The organism is Denitratisoma sp. DHT3, assembly GCF_007833355.1.
In the GTDB taxonomy this organism is placed as follows: domain Bacteria; phylum Pseudomonadota; class Gammaproteobacteria; order Burkholderiales; family Rhodocyclaceae; genus Denitratisoma.
In genome coordinates this window covers 356693-377262 of the sequence record NZ_CP020914.1, presented here as the reverse complement: position 1 = coordinate 377262, position 20570 = coordinate 356693, and the positions used below count along the sequence as shown (strand labels likewise).

Annotated in this window: 19 protein-coding genes; 14 read left to right on the top strand and 5 right to left on the bottom strand. The window is 65.1% G+C overall.

The window, feature by feature from the left end; translation table 11 throughout:
* Nucleotides 1–116 precede the first annotated feature (116 nt).
* From B9N43_RS01720 to B9N43_RS01705, 4 genes are read left to right on the top strand one after another with little or no spacing between them, the layout of a single operon-like run.
* A complete protein-coding gene (locus tag B9N43_RS01720) occupies nt 117–680 on the top strand; it encodes an RNA polymerase sigma factor (protein ID WP_145840617.1) in 564 nt (187 codons plus the stop codon).
* Nucleotides 677–1057, top strand: a complete 381-nt coding sequence (locus tag B9N43_RS01715; RefSeq protein ID WP_186453930.1) for a DUF3619 family protein — start codon at nt 677–679, stop codon at nt 1055–1057. The genes B9N43_RS01720 and B9N43_RS01715 overlap by 4 nt, the downstream gene beginning before the upstream one ends.
* A complete protein-coding gene (locus B9N43_RS01710; RefSeq protein WP_145840615.1) occupies nt 1030–1668 on the top strand; it encodes a DUF3106 domain-containing protein in 639 nt (212 codons plus the stop codon). The genes B9N43_RS01715 and B9N43_RS01710 overlap by 28 nt, the downstream gene beginning before the upstream one ends.
* Before the next feature lie 12 nt (nt 1669–1680).
* Nucleotides 1681–2097, top strand: coding sequence for an RDD family protein (locus B9N43_RS01705; RefSeq protein ID WP_145840614.1), 417 nt, complete (start codon nt 1681–1683; stop codon nt 2095–2097).
* A gap of 26 nt (nt 2098–2123) precedes the next feature.
* On the opposite strand, the gene lptG is transcribed toward B9N43_RS01705, so the two are convergent.
* Entirely contained in the window at nt 2124–3203 is a 1080-nt protein-coding gene (gene lptG, locus B9N43_RS01700) for an LPS export ABC transporter permease LptG (RefSeq protein ID WP_315904555.1), read from the bottom strand.
* Complete coding sequence (gene lptF / locus B9N43_RS01695; protein ID WP_145840613.1) at nt 3194–4273, bottom strand: LPS export ABC transporter permease LptF; 1080 nt, start codon at nt 4271–4273, stop codon at nt 3194–3196. Before lptF ends, lptG begins: the two co-directional genes overlap by 10 nt.
* A 103-nt stretch (nt 4274–4376) precedes the next feature.
* On the opposite strand from lptF, the gene B9N43_RS01690 reads away from it, so the two are divergent.
* The 3 genes from B9N43_RS01690 to B9N43_RS01680 are packed head-to-tail and all read left to right on the top strand — an operon-like array spanning nt 4377 to nt 6827.
* Complete coding sequence (locus B9N43_RS01690) at nt 4377–5906, top strand: leucyl aminopeptidase (RefSeq protein WP_145840612.1); 1530 nt, start codon at nt 4377–4379, stop codon at nt 5904–5906.
* The gene (locus B9N43_RS17100; RefSeq protein ID WP_186453928.1) at nt 5903–6364 is read left to right on the top strand and encodes a DNA polymerase III subunit chi; all 462 of its coding nucleotides are present in this window, start codon (nt 5903–5905) and stop codon (nt 6362–6364) included. Before B9N43_RS01690 ends, B9N43_RS17100 begins: the two co-directional genes overlap by 4 nt.
* Complete coding sequence (locus tag B9N43_RS01680) at nt 6327–6827, top strand: hypothetical protein (RefSeq protein WP_145840610.1); 501 nt, start codon at nt 6327–6329, stop codon at nt 6825–6827. The genes B9N43_RS17100 and B9N43_RS01680 overlap by 38 nt, the downstream gene beginning before the upstream one ends.
* Here the strand turns inward: B9N43_RS01680 and rraA are convergent.
* Complete coding sequence (gene rraA, locus B9N43_RS01675; protein ID WP_145840609.1) at nt 6779–7279, bottom strand: ribonuclease E activity regulator RraA; 501 nt, start codon at nt 7277–7279, stop codon at nt 6779–6781. The genes B9N43_RS01680 and rraA overlap by 49 nt on opposite strands.
* 113 nt (nt 7280–7392) lie before the next feature.
* Between rraA and B9N43_RS01670 the strand changes: the two genes are divergently transcribed.
* Entirely contained in the window at nt 7393–10254 is a 2862-nt protein-coding gene (locus B9N43_RS01670) for a valine--tRNA ligase (protein ID WP_145840608.1), read from the top strand.
* 141 nt (nt 10255–10395) lie between these two features.
* Here the strand turns inward: B9N43_RS01670 and B9N43_RS01665 are convergent, their stop codons facing one another.
* Nucleotides 10396–10797: a RidA family protein gene (locus B9N43_RS01665; RefSeq protein ID WP_145840607.1), complete on the bottom strand. Its 402-nt coding sequence runs from the start codon at nt 10795–10797 to the stop codon at nt 10396–10398.
* Nucleotides 10798–10847: 50 nt separating this feature from the next.
* Nucleotides 10848–12098: an MFS transporter gene (locus B9N43_RS01660; RefSeq protein ID WP_145840606.1), complete on the bottom strand. Its 1251-nt coding sequence runs from the start codon at nt 12096–12098 to the stop codon at nt 10848–10850.
* A 235-nt stretch (nt 12099–12333) separates the two neighbouring features.
* Between B9N43_RS01660 and B9N43_RS01655 the strand changes: the two genes are divergently transcribed.
* From B9N43_RS01655 to B9N43_RS01630, 6 genes are all read left to right on the top strand, one after another.
* Complete coding sequence (locus tag B9N43_RS01655) at nt 12334–12969, top strand: TetR-like C-terminal domain-containing protein (RefSeq protein WP_145840605.1); 636 nt, start codon at nt 12334–12336, stop codon at nt 12967–12969.
* On the top strand, nt 12966–14111 hold the full coding sequence (locus B9N43_RS01650) for a helix-turn-helix transcriptional regulator (protein WP_145840604.1): 1146 nt from the start codon (nt 12966–12968) through the stop codon (nt 14109–14111). The genes B9N43_RS01655 and B9N43_RS01650 overlap by 4 nt, the downstream gene beginning before the upstream one ends.
* A gap of 115 nt (nt 14112–14226) precedes the next feature.
* Nucleotides 14227–15597: an NAD(P)/FAD-dependent oxidoreductase gene (locus B9N43_RS01645; protein ID WP_222428774.1), complete on the top strand. Its 1371-nt coding sequence runs from the start codon at nt 14227–14229 to the stop codon at nt 15595–15597.
* Nucleotides 15598–15631: 34 nt separating this feature from the next.
* Nucleotides 15632–17563 (top strand): PQQ-binding-like beta-propeller repeat protein, encoded by a 1932-nt coding sequence (locus B9N43_RS01640; protein WP_145840603.1) that lies wholly within the window; start codon nt 15632–15634, stop codon nt 17561–17563.
* Nucleotides 17560–18066, top strand: coding sequence for a hypothetical protein (locus B9N43_RS01635; RefSeq protein WP_145840602.1), 507 nt, complete (start codon nt 17560–17562; stop codon nt 18064–18066). The genes B9N43_RS01640 and B9N43_RS01635 overlap by 4 nt, the downstream gene beginning before the upstream one ends.
* Nucleotides 18002–20431, top strand: a complete 2430-nt coding sequence (locus B9N43_RS01630) for a TonB-dependent receptor (protein WP_145840601.1) — start codon at nt 18002–18004, stop codon at nt 20429–20431. The genes B9N43_RS01635 and B9N43_RS01630 overlap by 65 nt, the downstream gene beginning before the upstream one ends.
* The last annotated feature ends 139 nt before the right edge of the window (nt 20432–20570 follow it).

Here is a 20570-nt window from a genome sequence, read left to right as displayed (position 1 = left end):
CAATCATCGACAACCCGGCCAAATTCGCCGGAAAACCCGTAACCATAACGAGTCACCTTCATCAGGTCAAGAATTTTTGACCCCTGATATATGTAAGGTTTTTTCAGAGGCACAGCCTGGCTACTCGAACCGAACTTTCCGATTTCCTTGCCGATGTCGAGCGGCGGGCATTCAAACAAGCCATGTTTGCGGTCCGCAACGAAGAAACGGCGCTGGACCTGGTGCAGGATGCGATGCTGAAGCTGGCCGAGAAATATGGGGAAAGGCCCGCCCAGGAGTTTCCCATGCTGTTCCAGCGGATTTTGCAGAACGTCATCCGCGACCACTACCGGCGCCAGAAAGTCAGGTCCCTCTGGACCACCCTGCTTTCATCCTTCAGCGGCAATGACGGCGAAGACAGCGATCCCCTGGAAACCCTGCAGGTGGACGACGAGGCGAATCCGATCAAGACGCCCCACGAAACCCTGGAACGGTCGCAGGTCCTCGCGGTGATCGAAAATGAGATAAAGAACCTGCCGCCACGTCAACGTGAAGCATTTCTCATGCGTTACTGGGAAGAAATGGACATTGCCGAGACTGCGGCCGCCATGGGATGCTCGGAAGGAAGCGTGAAGACTCATTGCTTCAGAGCCACCCAGACACTTGCCACAGCCCTGAAAGCCAAGGGGATCAAATTATGAGAGAAGATGCGGTTTTAGGTCTGCACATCCGGAAGATACTGGATGAGGGTTGCGAGCAGCTGGATGGCCAGATTGTCGTGCGTTTGCAACAAGCCCGGGGGCAGGCGATTGCGGCTCAACGTCTGTCGGTCGTCAGTCATCTGGGTCTGGTGAGCATCGGATCGCTCCAGATAGGACGCGTCCTTCCCTACCTGCGTACGGGTGTGGCGCTGGGCGTATTGATGATTGGAATGATCGGCAGCTATTACTGGAACGCTTACCAGGAAGCGGCAGACAATGAAGAAATCGACTCCGCCCTGCTGTCCGCCGACCTTCCGGTCGCCGCTTATACCGATCAAGGCTTTCACGCGTGGTTAAATCACTCATCGCAGGAATGATTTTCTGCCTGGTGTCGATCGCCCATGCGGCCGTCCCTCCCCTGCCGACCCAAACCTGGAAGGAACTGACACCCCAGCAGCAGCAGATCCTCCAGCCGCTGGCCGAGGACTGGGATGGGATGCCACTTTTCCGGCGTAAAAAATGGCTGGGAATCGCCGAGCGCTACGCCAAGCTCACACCTGAAGAGCAGACTCGAATCCAACGACGCATGAAAGCGTGGGTCAGGCTGACGCCGGATGAACGGCGCACGGTCCGCGAACAGTTCAAGGCCCTGCAGAAGGCCCCCCCTGAAAAACGCGAATCCCTCAAATTGCGTTGGGAGCAGTATCTGGAGTTGTCGGAAAACGAAAAGCTGCACCTCAAGCGCCAGTCTCCGCGCCAACCGTGGATCCGCAGCCTGATGGGAAGCTCCCAGAGTCCGACCTTCGTGCGCCCCGATATCCCGCGCAATACCGAGGTGCCGGTGCAGCCCACCCCTCAGTCGCTCAACCTGCCCGCAATCTCGAAAGCCAAGACCAAGGCGAAGGCAAAAGTGCATAAGCCGGCAGTACCGCCTCCCGCCGCGCCGGGAACGACGGAACCCGCCAGCCCGGTCCTCGCAGCGCCCTGAACAGGATCACCCGTGACCGCTCCCCTCCCCGGCATCCGGCGCCGACTCGCCAGTCTGGCCTATGAAAGTCTGCTGCTTCTGGGCGTCCTGGCGTTCGCCTTCCTGGTGCCGCAACTCGCGATCACCGCGCTTTCAGGAAAAGCGCTTCCCGGATGGATTCTGCTGGCCCATGTGTTTGTCGTACTGGGAGGCTATTTCCTCTGGTCCTGGCGCCAGGGCGGCCAGACCCTGGCGATGCAGACCTGGAAGCTGCAACTGCGCGCTCAGGACGGATCGACGCCGACCTGGCGCCAGCTGGGCCTGCGCTACCTGCTGGCCTGGCCCAGCCTGCTGTTCTACGGCGCAGGACTGTTCTGGGCGCTGTTCGACCGGGATCGGCAATTCCTGCATGACCGCCTCGCCGGCACCCGTATCGTGTTCAAGCAGTAGCCAACGCCCCCCCCAAGCCCGCGCCCTTAGCGGCGCTCCACCCACCACAGCATGCCGGCCGCGCCGAGCAGGAACAAGGCGCTGGGCGTCACTGCCGCCCAGAAAGGGATCCAGCCGTTGATCACTCCCAGACTGGAGAACAGCCCGTTGAGCATGTGGAAGCCGATTCCCAGCATGACGCCGGTGAACACCTTGAGGCTCACCGCCCCCATCCGGCTGTGCAGATAGCCGAAGGGCAACGCCAGCGCCATCATGACCAGCGCCGTCATCGGGTAGATCAACTTCTTCCACAGGGCGATCTCGTAGCGCTCCGTCTTCTGCCGGTTGTCCAGCAGATGCCGGGTGTACTGATAGAGGTTCATCAAGGACATTTTCTCCGGCACCACCAGCAGCACCGACAGAATGTCCGGCGTCAGCGCCGACTGCCAATCCACCTCGGGCATGCGTCGGATGCTGGCGCGCCCGCCGACGAACAGTGTCTGCACCACGTCCTTGAGCTGCCAGCGCCCGTCATTGTCATATTTCCCGCTCTTCGCCTCGCTGATGGCGCGCAGGTGATAGCCGTCGTCGAATTCATAAATCCGGATATCGCTCAGGGTTGCATCCGGCTGCATGTCCCGGACATTGATGAACGAACGCTCGTCCTTGACCCACAGCCCGGAACGGAACTCCTGCGCCACCATGCTGCCGGTGGCCTTCAGGCGCAATTGCTGGGCGGCCTTCTCGGCCGGCGGCGCCACCACCTCGCCGAACAGGAAGGTCAGCACCACGAAAACCAGTCCCAGCTTGCCCAGGGAACGCAGCAGCGCCCCGGTGGACAGGCCCGACGCCCGCAACACGGTGATCTCCGAATGCCGCGCCAGCAGCGTCAGTGCGTACAGCGTCCCGATCAGCACCGCGATCGGGAACAGTTCATAGACCCGACCCGGCAGCGTCAGCAGCACGAAGCTGGCGGCGTGATGCAACTGATAGCCGCCCTTGCCCAGTTGCTGGATCTCGCCGATGAAATCGAAAAAGGCGAACAGCATCAGGAAGGCCGCCAGCACCAGCGCCGTAGCGCCATAGATCTCGCGGGCCAGATAGCGTTCGAAGACCTTCAGCGCCACAGCCGCCCCCAGGAAAACACCGCCAGGCGGCGCCAGAACAGCAGCAGCAGGATCGCCAGCATCGCCACATGCACCGCCCAGACGCCGACCTCGAAAGGCATCCGTCCCTGGCGCACCCAGGCTTGGCTGACGCTGATCAGATTGCTGTAGATCATGAAGGCCAGGATCGCGAAAATCAGGTTGTTGGCCCGCCCGGCCCGTGGATTCACGAAGGCGAGAGGAATCGCCAGCAGCGCGAGATTGATCGCCGCCAGCGGCGTGCCGACGCGCCAGACGATCTCGCCCAGATTGGTCGGCGTCGGATCGCGCAGCAATTCCCACAGCGGCCGGTTGCCCGGCGTCTCCTCGATGCCGCGCGCTTCCTTGGTCTCCACCCGGACGGCGTAGCGCTCGAACTCCATCATCCTGAACTCGGGCGTGCCGGGCGTCCCCTCGTAGCGCCGTCCGTGCTCCATCACCAGGAAGCGGTCGCCATTGGGCATCGCCTGCACATGGCCGGTGGCGGCCGCCATCACCCCCAGGCGACCGTGCTGGACGGAGCTGGCGAAAATGTTGCGCACCCGCCCCTGCTCCTCGGCCACGCCCTCGACGAAAAACACCCGGTCCGCCGCCGACGACTCGTTGAAGGCGCCGGGAGAGACCCGCGTGACCTCGTCGCGGCTATCCATGCGCTGGCGAAACTCCGCGCTCTTGCTCAAGGCCCAGGGTGAGAGAAACAAGGACAACACCGCGATGGCCAACACGATGGGCAGCGCAAAGCGCAGCACCGGCCCAACCCAGGCGGTCAGCGGCAGCCCGGAGGCGAACCAGACCACCATTTCCGAATCCCGGTAGGAACGGGAGATGGTGAGCAGAATCGCCACGAACAGCGTCAGCGACAGCACCACCGGCAGGTAATTGAGCGCCGAGAATCCCAGCAGCGCCACGACCGCATCGGAGGCGAGCTTGCCTCCCGCCGCCTGCCCGAGCAAACGGATCAGCTGGGTGGTGAGCAGGATCGCAAACAGCGCCACGAATACCGTGACGGCGGTCTGGGTGAATTCGCGCAGGACGGCGCGCCGGAAAATCATCGATACTTTGATTTGGGTCTGGGGATTGAGGATAATCGGCAGGAATTTGCAACCCCTGCATCACATCCATTCTCACCCAACACAGAAACAAGAGGAGCAGCGCGTGGAATTTAGCATAAAGAGCGGGAGCCCGGAGAAACAGCGCAGTGCCTGCGTGGTGGTCGGCGTGTTCGAGCCGCGCAAACTGTCCGCCGCCGGCGAGGTCATCGACAAGGCGGCCAACCAATACCTGTCGGACCTGCTGCGGCGCGGCGACATGGAAGGCAAGGCCGGCACCGCCCTGTTGCTGCACAACGTGCCGGGCACCCTCGCCGACCGCGTGCTGCTGGTGGGCCTGGGCAAGGAAAAGGATTTCCGCGAAAAGGAATACCGCCAGGCCATCGCCACCGCCGTCCGCACCCTCAACGAGACCGGCGGCTTCGACGGCACCATCCACCTCACCGAACTGGCCGTCAAGAAGCGCGACATCGGCTGGCGCATCCGCCAGGCCGTGATCGTCGCCCTGGAAACGCTGTACCGCTTCGACCAGCTCAAGTCCAAGAAGGACGAAGTGCGGCGCCCCCTGCGCAAGCTCACCTTCAGCGTCTCGCGCCGCAACGAGCTGGCCGCGGCCGAATCGGCGATGGGCGAAGGCTACGCCATCGCCGAAGGCCAGAAGCTGATGAAGGATCTGGCCAACCTGCCCGGCAATTACTGCACCCCGTCCTACCTCGCGGAGCAGGCGGAAGCCCTGGCCAGGGAGCACGGCCTGGAATCGGAAGTGCTGGACAAGGCCGCGATGGAAAAACTGGGCATGAACACCCTGCTCTCCGTCGCCCAGGGTTCGCACCAGCCGCCCAAGTTCATCGTCCTGCGGCACCGGGGCGGCAACCGCGACGCCAAGCCCATCGTCCTGGTCGGCAAGGGCATCACCTTCGACACCGGCGGCATCTCCCTCAAGCCGGGCGCGGAAATGGACGAGATGAAATACGACATGTCGGGCGCCGCCAGCGTGCTGGGCACCCTCAAGGCCGCCGCCATGATGCAGTTGCCGGTCAATGTCGTCGGCCTGATCCCCGCCACCGAGAACATGCCCGGCGGCAGCGCCGTCAAGCCCGGCGACATCGTCACCTCGATGTCCGGCCAGACCGTGGAGATTCTCAACACCGACGCCGAGGGCCGGCTGATCCTGTGCGACGCCCTCAGCTACGCCGAGCGGTTCGAACCCGAATGCGTGGTGGATGTGGCCACCCTGACCGGCGCCTGCGTGATCGCCCTGGGCAATGTCGCCACCGGCCTGCTGGCCAATTCCGACACTTTGGCGCGCGAACTGCTGGACGCCGGCCAGGACGCCTACGACCGGGCCTGGCAGCTGCCCCTGTGGGAGGACTATCAGGAACAGTTGAAGAGCCCCTTCGCCGACATGGCCAACATCGGCGGACGCATGGCGGGCACCATCACCGCCGCCTGCTTCCTGGCCCGCTTCACCGAAAAATACGCCTGGGCCCACCTCGACATCGCCGGCACCGCCTACCGCGGCGGCGACAAGAAAGGCTCCACGGGGCGCCCGGTGCCCCTGCTGACCCACTTCCTGATGGGGCGGGCCGCCGCCGTCAAGCTGGTCAAGAAACCCCGCGGCAAGAAGAAAGCGTGACCCAGGTTCGCTTCTTCCATGGCACGGCGGACCGCATCGCGGCCGCCGCCGACTGGCTGACCCGCTCCTGGCGGTCGCGGCGGCGCATCGTCGTCTATGCGCCCCGGGCCGACATGGCGGAACGTCTGGACCGGCAGTTGTGGATCCATCCGCCGATCGGCTTCACCCCTCATTGCCGCAACGAATCGCCACTGGCGGCACAGACGCCGATCATCATCGCCAGCAGCCCCGTTCCGCCGCAGGCCGACACCTGCCTGCTGAACCTCAGCGACGAGCTGCCCGCGGAATTTTCCGCCTACGGCGAACTGGTGGAAATCGTCAGCACCGACGATGCCGTGCGCCTGCCCGCCCGAGAACGCTTCCGCTTCTACCGGGAACAAGGCTGCGAACCGCTCAGCCAGGACATCGCGGCGGGTTTCGATGAACACAATGGACGCGATGGACGCAATGGAGGATAAGGACGTCCTGCATCAGGCCGATGCCCTGATGAAGCGCTGGCGCACCACCCATGCGCCGGTGGCGGAGGAAAGCGCCGCCATTCCACAAGCGCCGCCGCCGGAATCCCCGGCCGCCGAGGAAGAAGACTTTCCGCTGCTCACCGAAGCCGTCGGCAAGGAACTGCCCGCCGTTGCGCAACCGCCTACCCCCCTCGACCCGGTTCCGGACCCGCGCCAAATTCTGCGGGACGAACTCGATCACTGGCTCGACCACGCCCTGCCCGACGCCGTGCTGAAAGTGCTCGACGGCCTGGCCGACCAGCTGATCGGCCAACTCGGGCAGCAGGCGCGCCAGGAACTCCTGCCCCGCCTGGAGGCCGCCCTGGAAGCCCGGCGCAATGCCGGCCATCGGGCACCCGAGGAGCCTGGCGACGCTCAGGCCGGAGGAGCGGCCACGATCACGATGCCGTCCTCGTCGGCATAGAGCCAGTCGCCGGGCCGCACCCAGACCCCCTGGATCTGCACCGCCACGTCGCGCTGGCCCTCGTTGCGCTTTTCCGTCGGCAGCGGCATCGAGGCCAATGCGCGAATGCCGGTGTCGCACACCGCGAGTTCGGCCACGTCCCGCACGCAGCCGTCGATCACCACCCCGGCCCAGCCGTTCTTCGCCGCCGCCGCGCCGAGGTTGCCGCCCAGCAGCGCCCGGCGCAGGGAACCGCCGCCGTCCACCACCAGCACGCGACCCTCGCCCGGCGAATCCACCGCCGCCTTGACCAGGGTGTTGTCCTCGAAACATTTCACGGTGCTGACCGGGCCGGCGAACTTGCGGCGCTGGCCGAAATCCTTGAACACCGGCGGCAGGACGCGGAACTCGCCACTCGTATCGTTCTTGCGCGCGTCGCACAGGTCGCAGGTGGCGAAATCGGGGGTGGTCATCGCGGAGTCTCCTTCCAATAGTTGGGGGCGGAGGATGATAGCGCCCCCGGTATAATTGCGCCCCTTCGCGCCATCCCGGCCGCGCCTTTCATCGATCTGACCGCCCCTATCCCATGGAACTCGCCAAGAGCTTCGAACCCGCCGACATCGAACGACGCTGGTATCCCAAGTGGGAGTCCCGCAACTATTTCGCCGCCGGACTCGACACCACCAAGACGGACAACTTCTGCATCCTGCTGCCGCCGCCCAACGTCACGGGCACCCTGCACATGGGCCATGGTTTCAACCAGGCCATCATGGACGCCCTGACCCGCTACCACCGCATGCGCGGCGACAACACCCTGTGGCAGCCGGGCACCGACCACGCCGGCATCGCCACCCAGATCGTGGTGGAGCGGCAACTGGATGCCCAGGGCGTCAGCCGCCACGACCTGGGGCGCGAGAAGTTCCTGGAAAAGGTGTGGGAGTGGAAGGAATACTCCGGCGGCACCATCACCCGCCAGATGCGCCGCCTGGGCACCAGCCCCGACTGGAGCCGCGAGCGCTTCACCATGGACGCCGGGCTGTCCAAGATCGTCACCGAGACCTTCGTTCGCCTGTTCAATGAGGGTCTGATCTACCGCGGCAAGCGCCTGGTGAACTGGGACCCGAAGCTGCTCACCGCCGTTTCCGACCTGGAAGTGGTGAGCGAAGAAGAAGACGGCTCCATGTGGGAGATTCGTTATCCCCTGGCCGATGGCAGCGGCGAACTGGTGGTCGCCACCACCCGTCCCGAGACCCTGCTGGGCGACGTGGCCGTGGCCGTGAACCCGGAGGACGAGCGCTACGCCGCCCTGATCGGCAAGCATGTGAAGCTGCCCCTGTGCGACCGGGAAATCCCCATCATCGCCGACAGCTACGTGGACAAGGCATTCGGCACCGGCTGCGTCAAGATCACCCCGGCCCACGACTTCAACGACTGGCAGGTGGGCCACCGCCACCAGCTCACGCCCCTCAGCGTGTTCACCCTCGATGCCCGCATCAACGAGCACGGCCCCGAGAAATACCGGGGCATGGACCGCTACGACGCCAGGAAGGCCATCGTCGCCGACCTGGAAGCGGCCGGCCTGCTGGCCTCGGTCAAGCCCCACAAGCTGATGGTGCCGCGCGGCGACCGCACCGGCGTGGTGATCGAGCCCATGCTCACCGACCAGTGGTTCGTCGCCACCACCAAGCCCGGCCCGGATGGCAAGTCCATCCAGCAGAAGGCCATCGAGGCCGTGGCCTCGGGCGAGATCAAGTTCGTCCCCGAGCAGTGGGTCAATACCTACAACCACTGGATGAACAATCTCCAGGACTGGTGCATCTCGCGCCAGCTCTGGTGGGGCCACCAGATTCCCGCCTGGTACAGCGACGACGGCCGCTGCTACGTCGCCCACAATGAAGAGGAAGCCTACGCCCAGGCCAGGACCGACGGCTACAGCGGCGGCCTGAAGCGCGACGACGACGTGCTCGACACCTGGTACTCCTCGGCCCTGTGGCCCTTCTCCACCCTGGACTGGACGCCGGAATGGCCGCAGAAGTCCAACCCGGCCCTGGACCTCTACCTGCCCTCCACCGTGCTGGTGACGGGCTTCGACATCATCTTCTTCTGGGTGGCGCGCATGGTGATGATGACCAAGCACATCACCGGCAGGATTCCCTTCAAGCACGTCTATGTGCACGGCCTGATCCGCGACGCCGAAGGCCAGAAGATGTCCAAGTCCAAGGGCAACGTGCTGGACCCGATCGATCTGATCGACGGCATCGGCGTCGACGACCTGGTGAAGAAGCGCACCACGGGCCTGATGAACCCCAAGCAGGCGGAAAAGATCGAGAAGCGCACCCGCAAGGAATTCCCCGAGGGCATCCCCGCCTTCGGCACCGACGCGCTGCGCTTCACCTTCCTCTCGCTCGCCAGCCCGGGACGCGACATCAAGTTCGACATGAACCGCTGCGAGGGCTACCGCAACTTCTGCAACAAGCTGTGGAACGCCACCCGCTTCGTGCTGATGAACTGCGAAGGCCAGGACTGCGGCGTAGACAACGTCGGCGCCAACGCCTGCAACAAGGAATACCTGGACTTCTCCCAGGCCGACCGCTGGATCGTCAGCCTGCTCCAGCGCCTGGAGGACGAGGTGGCGAAGCACTTCGCCGACTACCGCTTCGACCTGCTGGCCCGCGCCCTCTACGAATTCGTCTGGGACGAATACTGCGACTGGTACCTGGAACTGGCCAAGGTGCAGATCCAGCAGGGCAGCCCCGCCCAGCAGCGGGCCACCCGCCGCACCCTGGTGCGGGTGCTGGAAACCACGCTGCGCCTGGCCCACCCGCTGATCCCCTTCATCACCGAGGAACTCTGGCAGAAGGTGGCGCCGGTGGCGGGCCGCGCCAAGGGTGGTCAACCCGGCGACGACCAGGACGAGGGCGAGTCCCTGATGTGCCAGGCCTACCCCAAGGCCGACCTCGCACGCTGCGACGCCGACGCCGAAGCCTGGGTGAACACCCTGAAACAGATGGTCAACGCCTGCCGCAGCCTGCGCGGCGAGATGAACCTGTCGCCGGCCCAGAAGGTGCCTCTGGTGGCCGCCGGCCCCTCGGACGCGGTGAATGCCTATGGCCCCTATCTCGCGGCCCTGGCCAGGCTCTCCGAGGTCGCGGCCAGCGGCGAAGCCCTGCCAGAAGAAGATGCGTCCGACGCGCCGGTGCAGATCGTCGGCGACTTCCGTCTGATGCTGAAGATCGAGATCGACGTGGCCGCCGAGAAGGAACGCCTCGCCAAGGAACTGGCCCGGGTGGAAGGCGAGATCGTCAAGGCCGAGAAGAAGCTGGCCACGCCGAGTTTCGTCGAGCGGGCACCAGCCGCCGTGGTCGAGCAGGAAAAGACGCGGCTCGCCGACTTCGGCGCCCTCGCCGACAAGCTGCGCACCCAGCTGGAAAAACTGGCCGGCCGCTGAGGCCGGGGCCGGGCAGTCCGCTGCCCGGTTTTTCCGCTTGGCTCGGCGACCCGCTCAGGAAAGCGATAAGCGGCGCCGACTTTTCTGTCCCCCTCGGGGAACGAAGACGGCAGCGGCCGTTTCCTGGGGCCTGTCAGAGATTCAGAGATTCGCCACCGCGCTCATCTCCACCAGCTGGTCGGGCCCCGCAAGGGCGGCCACGCCCACCAGGGTCATCGCATGGGGTGGAAAAGGCTTGCCCTCCAGGCCTTCCGCCAGGGCGGCGAAGAACTGCTCCACCACCTCGGGCGTGAGATTCTTCAGGTACACGGTGCTGCTGACGATGCGCTCCACCGTGCCGCCGGCGGCCTCCACGGCCGTGCGCAGATTGCGCAGCACCTGCAGCGACTGCTGCCGATAGTCCGCACCCCCTATCAGCGTGAAACTCTTGTCATAGGCCGACTGGCCGGCGATATGGACCGTGGTGCCGCCCTGGGCGACGACGATCTGGCTGACGGCGTCGAAGGACAACAAAGCATCGGGATTGAGGCGTTGAAGGGACATGGACATTCCTTGTGATGGGAGGGATTTCTCGGTGACGCCCCCTGAAGCGCTCAGGGGCAGGAAGCAGCCAGCGTCGTCGCCGGCGCCGAGCGCGCCCGGTGCAACAGGCCCAGGGGCAGCAGGGCTGCCGCCATCAGCGCGGCGCAGGCCAGCAGCGGCCAGGTATAGGCGTGAGTAGCATCCACCAGATAACCGACCCCCTGGGGACCGAAGGCCGATGCCAGCCCGGCGAGCAGATTGCCGATACCCAGCAGGCTGCCGAAATTGGCCGGCCCCATGGCCTCCAGCAGCAAGGTGGGGGACAGCTGGTTGGCAAGGTTGAAGGTGGTGCCCCAGACGACGACGAAAGCAACGACCGCCGCTGTCCCCAGCGCGGGATCGCCCGCCGCCAGCAGGAACAGGGTGCCCGCGGCGCTCGCCAGGGAGCCGAACATCAGGGTGCGCTCGGCACCGAAGCGATTGCTCAATGCGCCGAACAACAGGTTGCCGACCAGGGTCGCGGCCGCCGTGCCCGCATTGGCGCTGGCCGCCTGGGTGCTGGAATAGCCAATGGAGACCAGATAGGGCACCAGCGCCATGAGCACGGCCAGGCTGCTCAAGGTGATCAACAGCAGCATCGCCGTCCATAGCCAGAAGCCGCCGCTCCGCAGGGCCGCGCCGATGCCGGTACCGCCGGCCTCCATGCCGTGTCCGGCAGTGTCGGATGCCGGCGCTGCCGGCATCCGTGCCAGCCAGAACAACAGCGGCACGCAGCAGCCCAGGATTACCGCGGCAGCGAGGCGCAGAGCGACGCGCCAGCCGAAGGCCGCGATGGCCTGGTTCAGCAGCAAGGGAAAAATCATGCCCCCCAGGGCGACGGCCGCCAGCAGGATGCCGAAGGCCAACCCTTGTTTGTTCGGCGGAATCCAGCGTGACACCAGTGTGACGGCCGGCACGTAGGTGCATAGACCGATGCCGGCCCCGCCCAAGGCGAGCGCGGCGATGAAACCGGTGAGCCCTTCGCAACCCGCCGCCAGCAGATAGCCCAGCGCGGCGGCCAGCGCGCCGCCGACCATCACCGGCCGGGCGGGAACGCGGTCGATCAGCCAGCCCGCGGCGGGCATCGCCAGGGTCATGGCCAGCAGGAAGGCCGTGGCGACGCCGGCCACCTCCTCGTGGCTGCAGCGGAAGGCGGCCAGGATCGGCACCGTGAGGATGCCCAGGGCGTTGAGGGTCAGACCGAAGCAGATGCAGAGGACGACGGACAGGCCCAGCACCACCCTCCAACCTTGACGGGAAACGGAAACAGCGGTGGCGGTCATGGTCTCGCCGCGCCCGAGGCGCGGCCTGGCTCCTCTCTTCGATCGAAGCACGAATCTTAGGTGGATCGGCTTCGCCTGCGCCAGTACCAACTGGTACCAGGGGCTGCGGCCGCCGGTGGGGAAGATATCCCGACGCAGGCCGCGCCAAGCGCCCCCTCACAAATTCAACAATAGTTGTATTAACATCCGGAAACTTTTGTAAAAGTAGAACGCGTTTTTTCGCCGCATAGCTGCCATGGACACCCGCACCATCGAACATCCCAAGTCGCTGCCCGGAACCATCCGGACCGGCGGCCGCACCGAGCGCATCCGCCAACAGGTGGCCCAGGCGGTACTTGCGCTGGTGCGGGACGGCAACTTCCATTTCGATGTCAGGGATGTCGTCGCCCGCTCCGGCGTGCACAAAACCACGATCTATCGGCGCTGGCCCACGCGCCAGGCCTTGATCAACGAAGCCTTCCGCGAACACAACACGCAGATCAAGCTGGCCGACACCGGCACCTGGGCCGGCGACCTGATGCAGTTGTGCCTGGTGCTGCGAAACTTCTTCAGCCTGCCGAGCGAAATTGCCTTCAATGCGGCCTTGGCCATGAATGGCAACGAGTCCCTGACGCAGGGCTTCCGGGAGTCCTGGCTGCCGGTGCAGGCCCAACTGGAACAAGTCGTGGAGCGGGCCCAGGCCCGTGGCGAAGTGCGCCGCGACGTCGCCCCGTCCCTGATCACCCGTCTGCTGACGTCGCCGCTCCTGACGACGATCATGTTCGAGAAGCGCATGCCCGAAGATGCAGAACTGGCCACCCTGGTGGACTTCCTGGTGGCCGCCACGCAGGTCCGCCGGCGCTCCCAGCTGCACCCGGCGCATCCCCGATGACCGACGCCGTCGCCAACATCATCGCCCTGATCTATGAGGGACCGACCGAGGCCAATCCCTGGCAGGGTTTCGCCGCCGCCCTACGCAACTTCCTGGCGGCGCGCAACGTGGTGGTCACCCTGCATCATGCCGAGGACGATCAGGGCGACGAATATGTGATGGCGGGCCCCGACGACGACCCCATCGACTGGGCCGCGGTGGAGGCCCGCTATCGTGCTGAGTTCATGGACGACGACCCCTATCGTCCCGACCGCATGGCCTCGGGCGATCTCGGCCTGATCGTCTATCCCCGGATGGCACCAGCCATGGGGGCCTTCATGGCCGAACTGGGCATCACGCATTGCCTGCGCAGCTGCTTTGCCGAACCGGGGGGCATCCGTTGCTGGGTGGACATCGTCCGCGGCACGGAAACGACGGACCGCCCGTTCAGTCAGGCGGAACAGGATCTGATCCGTTCTTTCCTGCCCCACCTGAGCCGTGCGCTGACGCTGTATGCGAAGCTGAAGCGGCAGGAGGCGGAAAAAAACATCTACGAGAGCATGGTGGACCACTTCGCCCTGGGCTGCGTGTTGCTCAACGAAAACGGCGAGGTGATCCACCTCAATCGCAACGCGACGGCACTGATCGGCCAATGGCCGGGCATTTCCATCTTCCGCAACCGCCTTACCCTCAGCGACCATCATTCGCACCATACCCTGGAAGCGGCCGTGGCGGCGGTGACCGCCGCCCGCCTCGGCGGCGCCGGCCGCAAAGAAGGGCAACTGGTGCGCCTGGGCGACTGCCATGGCCGGCTGCTCGGTCTCCTGGTCTATCCCGCCCCCGCCCAGCGCTATTACCGCGGCAGCCAGGTTCCCAGCGCCATTGTCTACCTCTCGGACCTCACCGCCAACCTGGAAGCCCTGCGCCCCGCCCGCAGCCATTCCCTGGGTCGCATCGGCCAACTCTTCGACCTCACCCGCCAGGAATCCACCCTGGCCCTGCTCCTGGCCTATGGCCACACCCTCACCGAAGCTGCACAGGAAATGGCCATCGCGGAAGCGACCGCCCGCAACTACTCGAAAAAAATCTACACCAAGATGGGCGTCGCCAGCCAGACCGACCTGGTCCGGCTGATGCTCCGCAGCTTCTCCATCCTGCTCTAGACACTTCCTCTCCGGTCGGCCACCACTACCACATGGTTCTAGCGGGCCCTGGTGCCGGCTCCTAAGATATCCCGGCTTATCGGCATTCGCCTATTCCGGCCCAGGAGAGATACCCGTGTCACCCACCGCGCCACGTTCCGCTGCCAATATCCCGCGCCCCGTTCCACAGGACGCCTTGCATGCCTACGAGAACGGCACGGTATCCATCCATTGCAGCGGCTGGCCCCCGGAACAAGCCCTGCCGACCTACCCGGCGCTGGAAGGCAACATCGAAACCGACGTCGTGGTCATCGGCGCCGGCCTAGCGGGCGCGTCAGTCAGCCTGCACCTGGCGGAACTGGGCGTCGCCACCGTGACCCTGGAAGCCAAACAGCCCGCCGATGGCGCCTCGGGCCGCAACGCGGGCCACGTCCAGCCCTTTCTCGACGTGCTCGAACCGCTGCAGACCTGGCCCGACCAGGGCAAACGGCTGATCAACGCGCTGGTTGAAAACCGCAACATCGTCTATGACCTTTGCCGCACGCATGGCATCGATGGCGATGCCTCGCCTGACGGCCTGCTGGAAGCGGCATTCAAGCCTGCTGCCGCCCTGGAGAAAAAAGCGGCATGCTGGCGCGCCTTCGGCTACGACGTCCAACCGGTGGATGCCGACCAGATCCAGAAAATGCTCGGCACCGAACGCTACCGCTGGGGCATCCATTGGAAGGAAGGCGGCCGGGTCAACCCCTATCTGTTCACCAATGGCATGGTCGCCGCCGCCGCCCGCCTCGGCGCCCGGGTCTATGGCGATTCGCCGGTCATGGCCTGCGAGAAGGACGGACAACGCTGGCGCGTCACGACGCCCAACGGCATCGTCATGGCCCGCCGCATCGTGGTGTGCACCAGCGGCCATGCCGGCAACACGTTCTTCCCCCAGCTGGCGCAGACCCAATACCCTCTGGTGGCCTGCGGTCTCGCCACCCGCCCGCTACCCGACGCGCTGCTGGAAACCCTGAACCCGAGCCGGGTGGTGTTCACCCAATATCCCGCGGGCCTCTATCCCCTGGTGATCGACGGCCGCAAGCGCCTCGTCACCGCCACCATTCCCGGCTCGGGCAAAGCCGGGGATGCGGAAACCTACTTCGCTTATCTGCTGCGCTTCCTGCACCGCACCTTCCCCCAGACCCGGGCCTTCACTCTGGAGTTGGAGTCCTACTGGACCGGTGTCACCGCCAGTTCCTCCCACGTCTACCACGAGGACTACGCCAAGTATTACCGGGTGGACGACAACGTCTTCGCCCTCATGAACCTGGGCACCTGGGGCAACGTCATGGGCCCCCTGCTCGGCCAGAGCCTGGCCCGCGCCCTGGCCGCCGGGCGCCCGGAAGAATGTGTGCTGCCCCTGGAGGCGCCGAAGCCCGTCCGCCTCCCCAGCATCTTCGAATTCAAGGTGCGCCGGCTGATGATCCCCGCCGCCAGGCTGGTGGACTACCTGGGGCTCGCCTAACCCTCAACCCAACCATAACAACACGACTCCCCTCATGAAATCCGTTTTCCCCGCATTGCGCCGCCCACTGCCCCTCGCCCTGCTCGGCCTGGCTCTGTTCCAGGCCGCTCCGGCGCTCGCCGACAAGCTGCCCGACCCGGCGGCGAACAAGGACAGCGGCGTCTGGACCGCGAGTTCCGGCTCCTCCCCCGTCTTTTCCCCGGTCAACGACCAGGATGCCATTCTCGCCAAGCAGGGCGCAGCCATCTTCGCCAAGGCCTGTGCCTCCTGCCACGATCATCCCCAGGGTCGCATCCCTCCTTCCAACTCCCTCGGTTTCCGCAGCCCGGAATCCATCGTCGGCGTTCTCACCACGGGGCCGATGAAGCCCATGGCCATGCTCGCCGGCCTCAATGCCGATGACATCCGCGCGGTGGCCACCCACCTGACCGGTCGCCAGCCCGGCACCGGTCCCAAGCCCCTGCCCAATCTATGCACCACCCCCGGCGCGCCGGTGCGCATCGGCCCCGACGACTGGCCCTTCCTCGCCCGCGACCAGAGCAACAGCGGCCACCAGTCCCATCCCGGCATCGGCGCCGCCGACCTGCCCCGGCTCAAGCTGAAGTGGGCCTACGCCTATCCCGGCGGCATCGGCAGCGAACCCATCGTCGCCGGCGGCCGCGTGTTCACCTCCACCGGCACCGGCGACGTGGTGTCCCTGGACGCCCAGACCGGCTGCACCCGCTGGACCTACGCCACCGAACGCAGCATCCGTCGCGTCAGCGTCGGCGCGCCCGCCTCCCAGCCCGACCAGCCGCTGGTGTTCGTCGGCGACACCAAGGGCACCGTCTACGCGATTGACGCCAACACCGGCACCCTGCGCTGGAAGACCGAAGTGGAGGATCATGTCCTTACGCGCCTGACGGCCAGCCCCACCCTGGCCGGAGACCGGCTGTTCGTGCCGATCTCCTCGATGGAGGATCCGCTCACCCACGATCCGGACTATCCCTGCTGTACCTTCCGCGGCGGCGTGGCGGCGATCGACGTCACCAGCGGCAAGCTGCTGTGGAAGACCCACACCATCGCCCAAACGCCGAAGCCGACCGGCAAGAAGAGCGCGCGCGGCCAGCCCCTCTCCAGCCCCGCCGGCGCCGCCATCTGGACGCCCCTGGCGGCGGACGTGAAGCGTCAGGTGGTGTATGCCGCCACGGGCGAGTCCTACGACATGGACAACCCCAAGGGCGCATACGCCATCATGGCCTTCGACATGGCCACCGGCGCCGTGCGCTGGCAGCAGTCCGCCCTGCCCCCCGCCAAGGTGCGCGACGCCGAATGCAAGGCCCGGGGCGAGGACACCGACTGCCGCAACATCTTCGGCTTCGGCTCGCCGCCGCTCCTGGCCGACCTGCCCGACGGCCGCCAGCTGGTGATGGCCGGCCAGAAATACGGCATGGTCTATGCCCTCGACCCGGACCGCAAGGGCCGCATCGTCTGGCGCAACAAGATCGCCTACGGCGGCGACGTGGGCGGCGTCATGTACGGCATGGCCAGCGCTGGCGGGCAGCTCTACGTTCCGGTCGGCGATGTCGATGCACTACCGGGCAAGAATCCCGGCGCCGTGGTGAAGCTCAACCTGGCCAACGGCCGCGAACTCTGGCGCACACCGGCACCCCCGCCCCATTGCAGCTGGGGCGAGCGCGGCTGCCACGCCGCCCAGTCGGCCTCGGTGGCCCTGCTGCCCGACTTCGCCTTCGTCGGCTCCTGGGACGGCCATCTGCGCGCCTATGACAACGCCACCGGCAAGATCCTCTGGGACACCGACACTGCCGGCAAATTCCCGGCGGTCAACGGCATCGATGCCGAAGGCGGCGCGGTCAGCGGCTATGCCCAGGCGGTGGTGAATGGCGCGGTCTATGTGGTGTCCGGCGCCGCCAGCCAGCGCCGCCCCGGCAATGCGCTGCTGGTCTATACGGTGGACGGAAAATGAGCACATCCCGACGGCACCTCATGGCCGGCCTGCTGCTGGGCCTGGCCACCGCCATCGCCGGCGCAGCGAATAAGCCGTGCCAAGGCCCCGCATACCGCCAATTCGATTTCTGGATCGGCCAATGGCAGGTCGGCACTCCCGACCACACGGTGGTCGGCAACAACCGCATCAGCGCCATCGCCGGCGGCTGCGCCCTGCTTGAGGAGTGGACCGGCGCCGACGGTGGCAGCGGCAAGAGCCTGATCGTCTATCAGCCCGAGCGCGGTCGCTGGCGCCAGCTCTGGGCCGACAGCAACGGTGAACGCACCGACCGCCAGGGCCGTCCCGGCCTGGGCGGCATGGTCCTGGCCGATCCAGCGGGACCGGGCCGTCGCGGTCGCAACGTACTGAGAGCGGTCTCTGCCGACGAACTGCGTCAGCTGGAACAGAGCAGCAACGATGGCGGCCGCACCTGGACCACCGTCTTTGAAGGCATCTACCGGCGACTGCCGGCCCAGCCTTGAACATGGATTCCCGATTCATAGCAGCAAAGGGTTTACGGCGCGCAATGCATCGGCAAGTGAGGCAGGTACTTCAATAACCATGAACGGAGAACGACCAGTGAATATTCAGCATAAACACTTTGCAGCACGCATCATTCCCACACTGATTGCCTCAGCCCTGACTGGGACAACAATGACGGCGCTTGCAGAAAAAGGAGCAGTACTGGAAGAGGTTATCGTCACCGCCCAGAAACGGGCCGAACGCCTGCAGGACGTGCCGTTGTCGATTTCCGCCATCAGCGGCGGACAACTGGAAGCGCGCGGCATCGAAGGCGGCGCGGATATCTCTGGCCTTGCGCCCAACGTGGTGGTCAATCGCTCACCCTCGAATGACCTGATTTCCCAGGTCAGCATCCGCGGCGCCTCGACCGGCCAGCCCTCGATCCTGGTCGACCCGTCGGTCGGCATGTATATCGATGGCGTCTATGTCGCCAAATCCCTGGGCAATCTGTCGGAGATGGTCGATCTGGAGCGCATCGAAGTGCTGCGCGGCCCGCAAGGCACGCTCTTCGGGCGCAACACGCTGGGCGGAGCGATCAACTTCATATCCCGCAAGCCCGCGGGCGTTTTCAGCGGTTCGGCCAATATGGAGATCGGCAACTACGGCCATCACGTCGAACGCCTGTCCATCGACCTGCCCAAGATGGGCATCACCAGCCTGAGCTTCGCCCTGCGCAACGAAAAGCAGGACGGCTGGCTGAAAAACGCCAACGGCCGCGCTTTCAGCGACAAGAACCGCCAGGCGTTCCGTCTTGCGGCCAACTTCGACATCAGCCGCGATTTGCAGGTGGATTACAAATACGACCACACCGAATCCGACTCCATGCCCACCGCCGCCACGCTCTATGCAGCCAACGGCAGCGGCACCCTCTTGTACGGCGGCCTCGATCTGGAAGCCCTGGGTTACGTGGGCACGGCGTCCCGTGCCTCCACGACCCGGCCCAAATCCTTCGCCGCCGATCCCGGCGGAACCTTCTACCAGAAGCTGAAAGTCGATGGTCACGCACTGACCGCCACCTATCAGCTCGACCCGGGCAATACCGTCAAATACATCGGCTCTTACCGCAAGCTCTTCTATAGCGATCAAATGGACCTGGACGGGACGCCCCTTCCCATCGTCGTCACGGGACAGGACACCGACCTGAGGACCTGGTCGCACGAATTCCAGTGGGTCGGCAATACCGATCGCTTCAACTATGTGGCGGGTTACTACATCTTCAAAGAAGATGGCTTCACCTACGATATGCGTGGCATTTATGGGGATAACGGTTTCGTCAACAGCGGCGTGACCACCAAGCAAAAAGCCATCTACGGCCAATTGGACTGGAAAGCCACACCCGACCTGACCCTGACCGCCGGTATTCGCAGCACCCGTGAGGACCGCGGCTTGCAGGCCAGTCAATACGGCACCGTCGGCTATCGGGGACCGGTCTTCGAAACCCGTGTGGCGCCCGTGGAATACATGACCCGCTTCAGCGCCACCACGCCTTCCATGAGCGCCGTCTACAAACTCAGTGATACGGTCAATATTTATGCCCGCATGGCCAAGGGATTTAAAAGCGGGGGTTGGAACGGCGAAGCAACAAACCCAATAACCCTGAGCACTCCCTACCAACCTGAAAAATCACAGACCTTCGAGTTCGGCGTGAAGAGCAACTTCGCCGAAGGCCGGGGCATGTTCAACGCGACCTATTTCCATAACAAGATCACCGACATGCAACTTACAATGATCCCGCCCGGCTCGGTGCAGTCCAGTCTGTACAACGCGGGCAAGGCCACCCAGCAGGGTATCGAACTCGAACTGGCCTGGCAAATCACCGCCGGCTGGCGCATGACGGGTAGCTATGGCTACCTGGATGCGAAGTTCGATGAATATATGGATACGGGCATCAATCCCCCGAATGCGGGCGTCTCGATCAACACCGCCAGCAACCGTGAAATGCCCTATGCCCCCAAGCACACCCTGAACCTCGCCATCGATGGCCGTCTGGCCAAGACCGACTGGGGCACGCTGCGCCTGATCGCCGACTACACCTGGCTGTCGGAGCGCTTTCTCTACGCCGTCAACAAGAGTTACGACTCGCCGCTCGCGGCCAGTGGCGCCGTGGCATCGATGACGGAAATCCCGGCCATCGGTCTGCTCAACGCCCGCCTGTTGCTGGCCAATATCCCCGTGGGGGGCCCCGGTGCCGCCGAAGCGTCGTTCTGGGTGAAGAACCTGACCGACGAGAAAAAACCGATGAACGGCATCGATTTCTACTTCTACAGGACCGCAACCTGGGCACCTCCCCGGACGTATGGCGTCTCGTTCGGCTACAAGTGGTAAGCCCCGCTCCAGAGGCGCATCCCTCACCCATCGACACAGCAGTCCCGCCCGTGCAGCGAGGAATACGGGCGGGACCTTCCAGTACCGGGCAACGCAAACAGGGTTCCGCAGGGCGGCAACCAACGTCGCCCGGCGCGCC

Excerpts from the sequence above, each read along its gene's own strand:
- B9N43_RS01715 (WP_186453930.1), top strand. The coding sequence starts at position 677 with ATGAGAGAAGATGCGGTTTTAGGTCTGCACATCCGGAAGATACTGGAT.
- lptF (WP_145840613.1), bottom strand. The coding sequence starts at position 4,273 with ATGATTTTCCGGCGCGCCGTCCTGCGCGAATTCACCCAGACCGCCGTC.
- B9N43_RS01680 (WP_145840610.1), top strand. The coding sequence starts at position 6,327 with ATGAACACAATGGACGCGATGGACGCAATGGAGGATAAGGACGTCCTG.
- rraA (WP_145840609.1), bottom strand. The coding sequence starts at position 7,279 with ATGACCACCCCCGATTTCGCCACCTGCGACCTGTGCGACGCGCGCAAG.
- B9N43_RS01670 (WP_145840608.1), top strand. The coding sequence starts at position 7,393 with ATGGAACTCGCCAAGAGCTTCGAACCCGCCGACATCGAACGACGCTGG.
- B9N43_RS01665 (WP_145840607.1), bottom strand. The coding sequence starts at position 10,797 with ATGTCCCTTCAACGCCTCAATCCCGATGCTTTGTTGTCCTTCGACGCC.
- B9N43_RS01660 (WP_145840606.1), bottom strand. The coding sequence starts at position 12,098 with ATGACCGCCACCGCTGTTTCCGTTTCCCGTCAAGGTTGGAGGGTGGTG.
- B9N43_RS01655 (WP_145840605.1), top strand. The coding sequence starts at position 12,334 with ATGGACACCCGCACCATCGAACATCCCAAGTCGCTGCCCGGAACCATC.
- B9N43_RS01650 (WP_145840604.1), top strand. The coding sequence starts at position 12,966 with ATGACCGACGCCGTCGCCAACATCATCGCCCTGATCTATGAGGGACCG.
- B9N43_RS01640 (WP_145840603.1), top strand. The coding sequence starts at position 15,632 with ATGAAATCCGTTTTCCCCGCATTGCGCCGCCCACTGCCCCTCGCCCTG.
- B9N43_RS01635 (WP_145840602.1), top strand. The coding sequence starts at position 17,560 with ATGAGCACATCCCGACGGCACCTCATGGCCGGCCTGCTGCTGGGCCTG.
- B9N43_RS01630 (WP_145840601.1), top strand. The coding sequence starts at position 18,002 with ATGGCGGCCGCACCTGGACCACCGTCTTTGAAGGCATCTACCGGCGAC.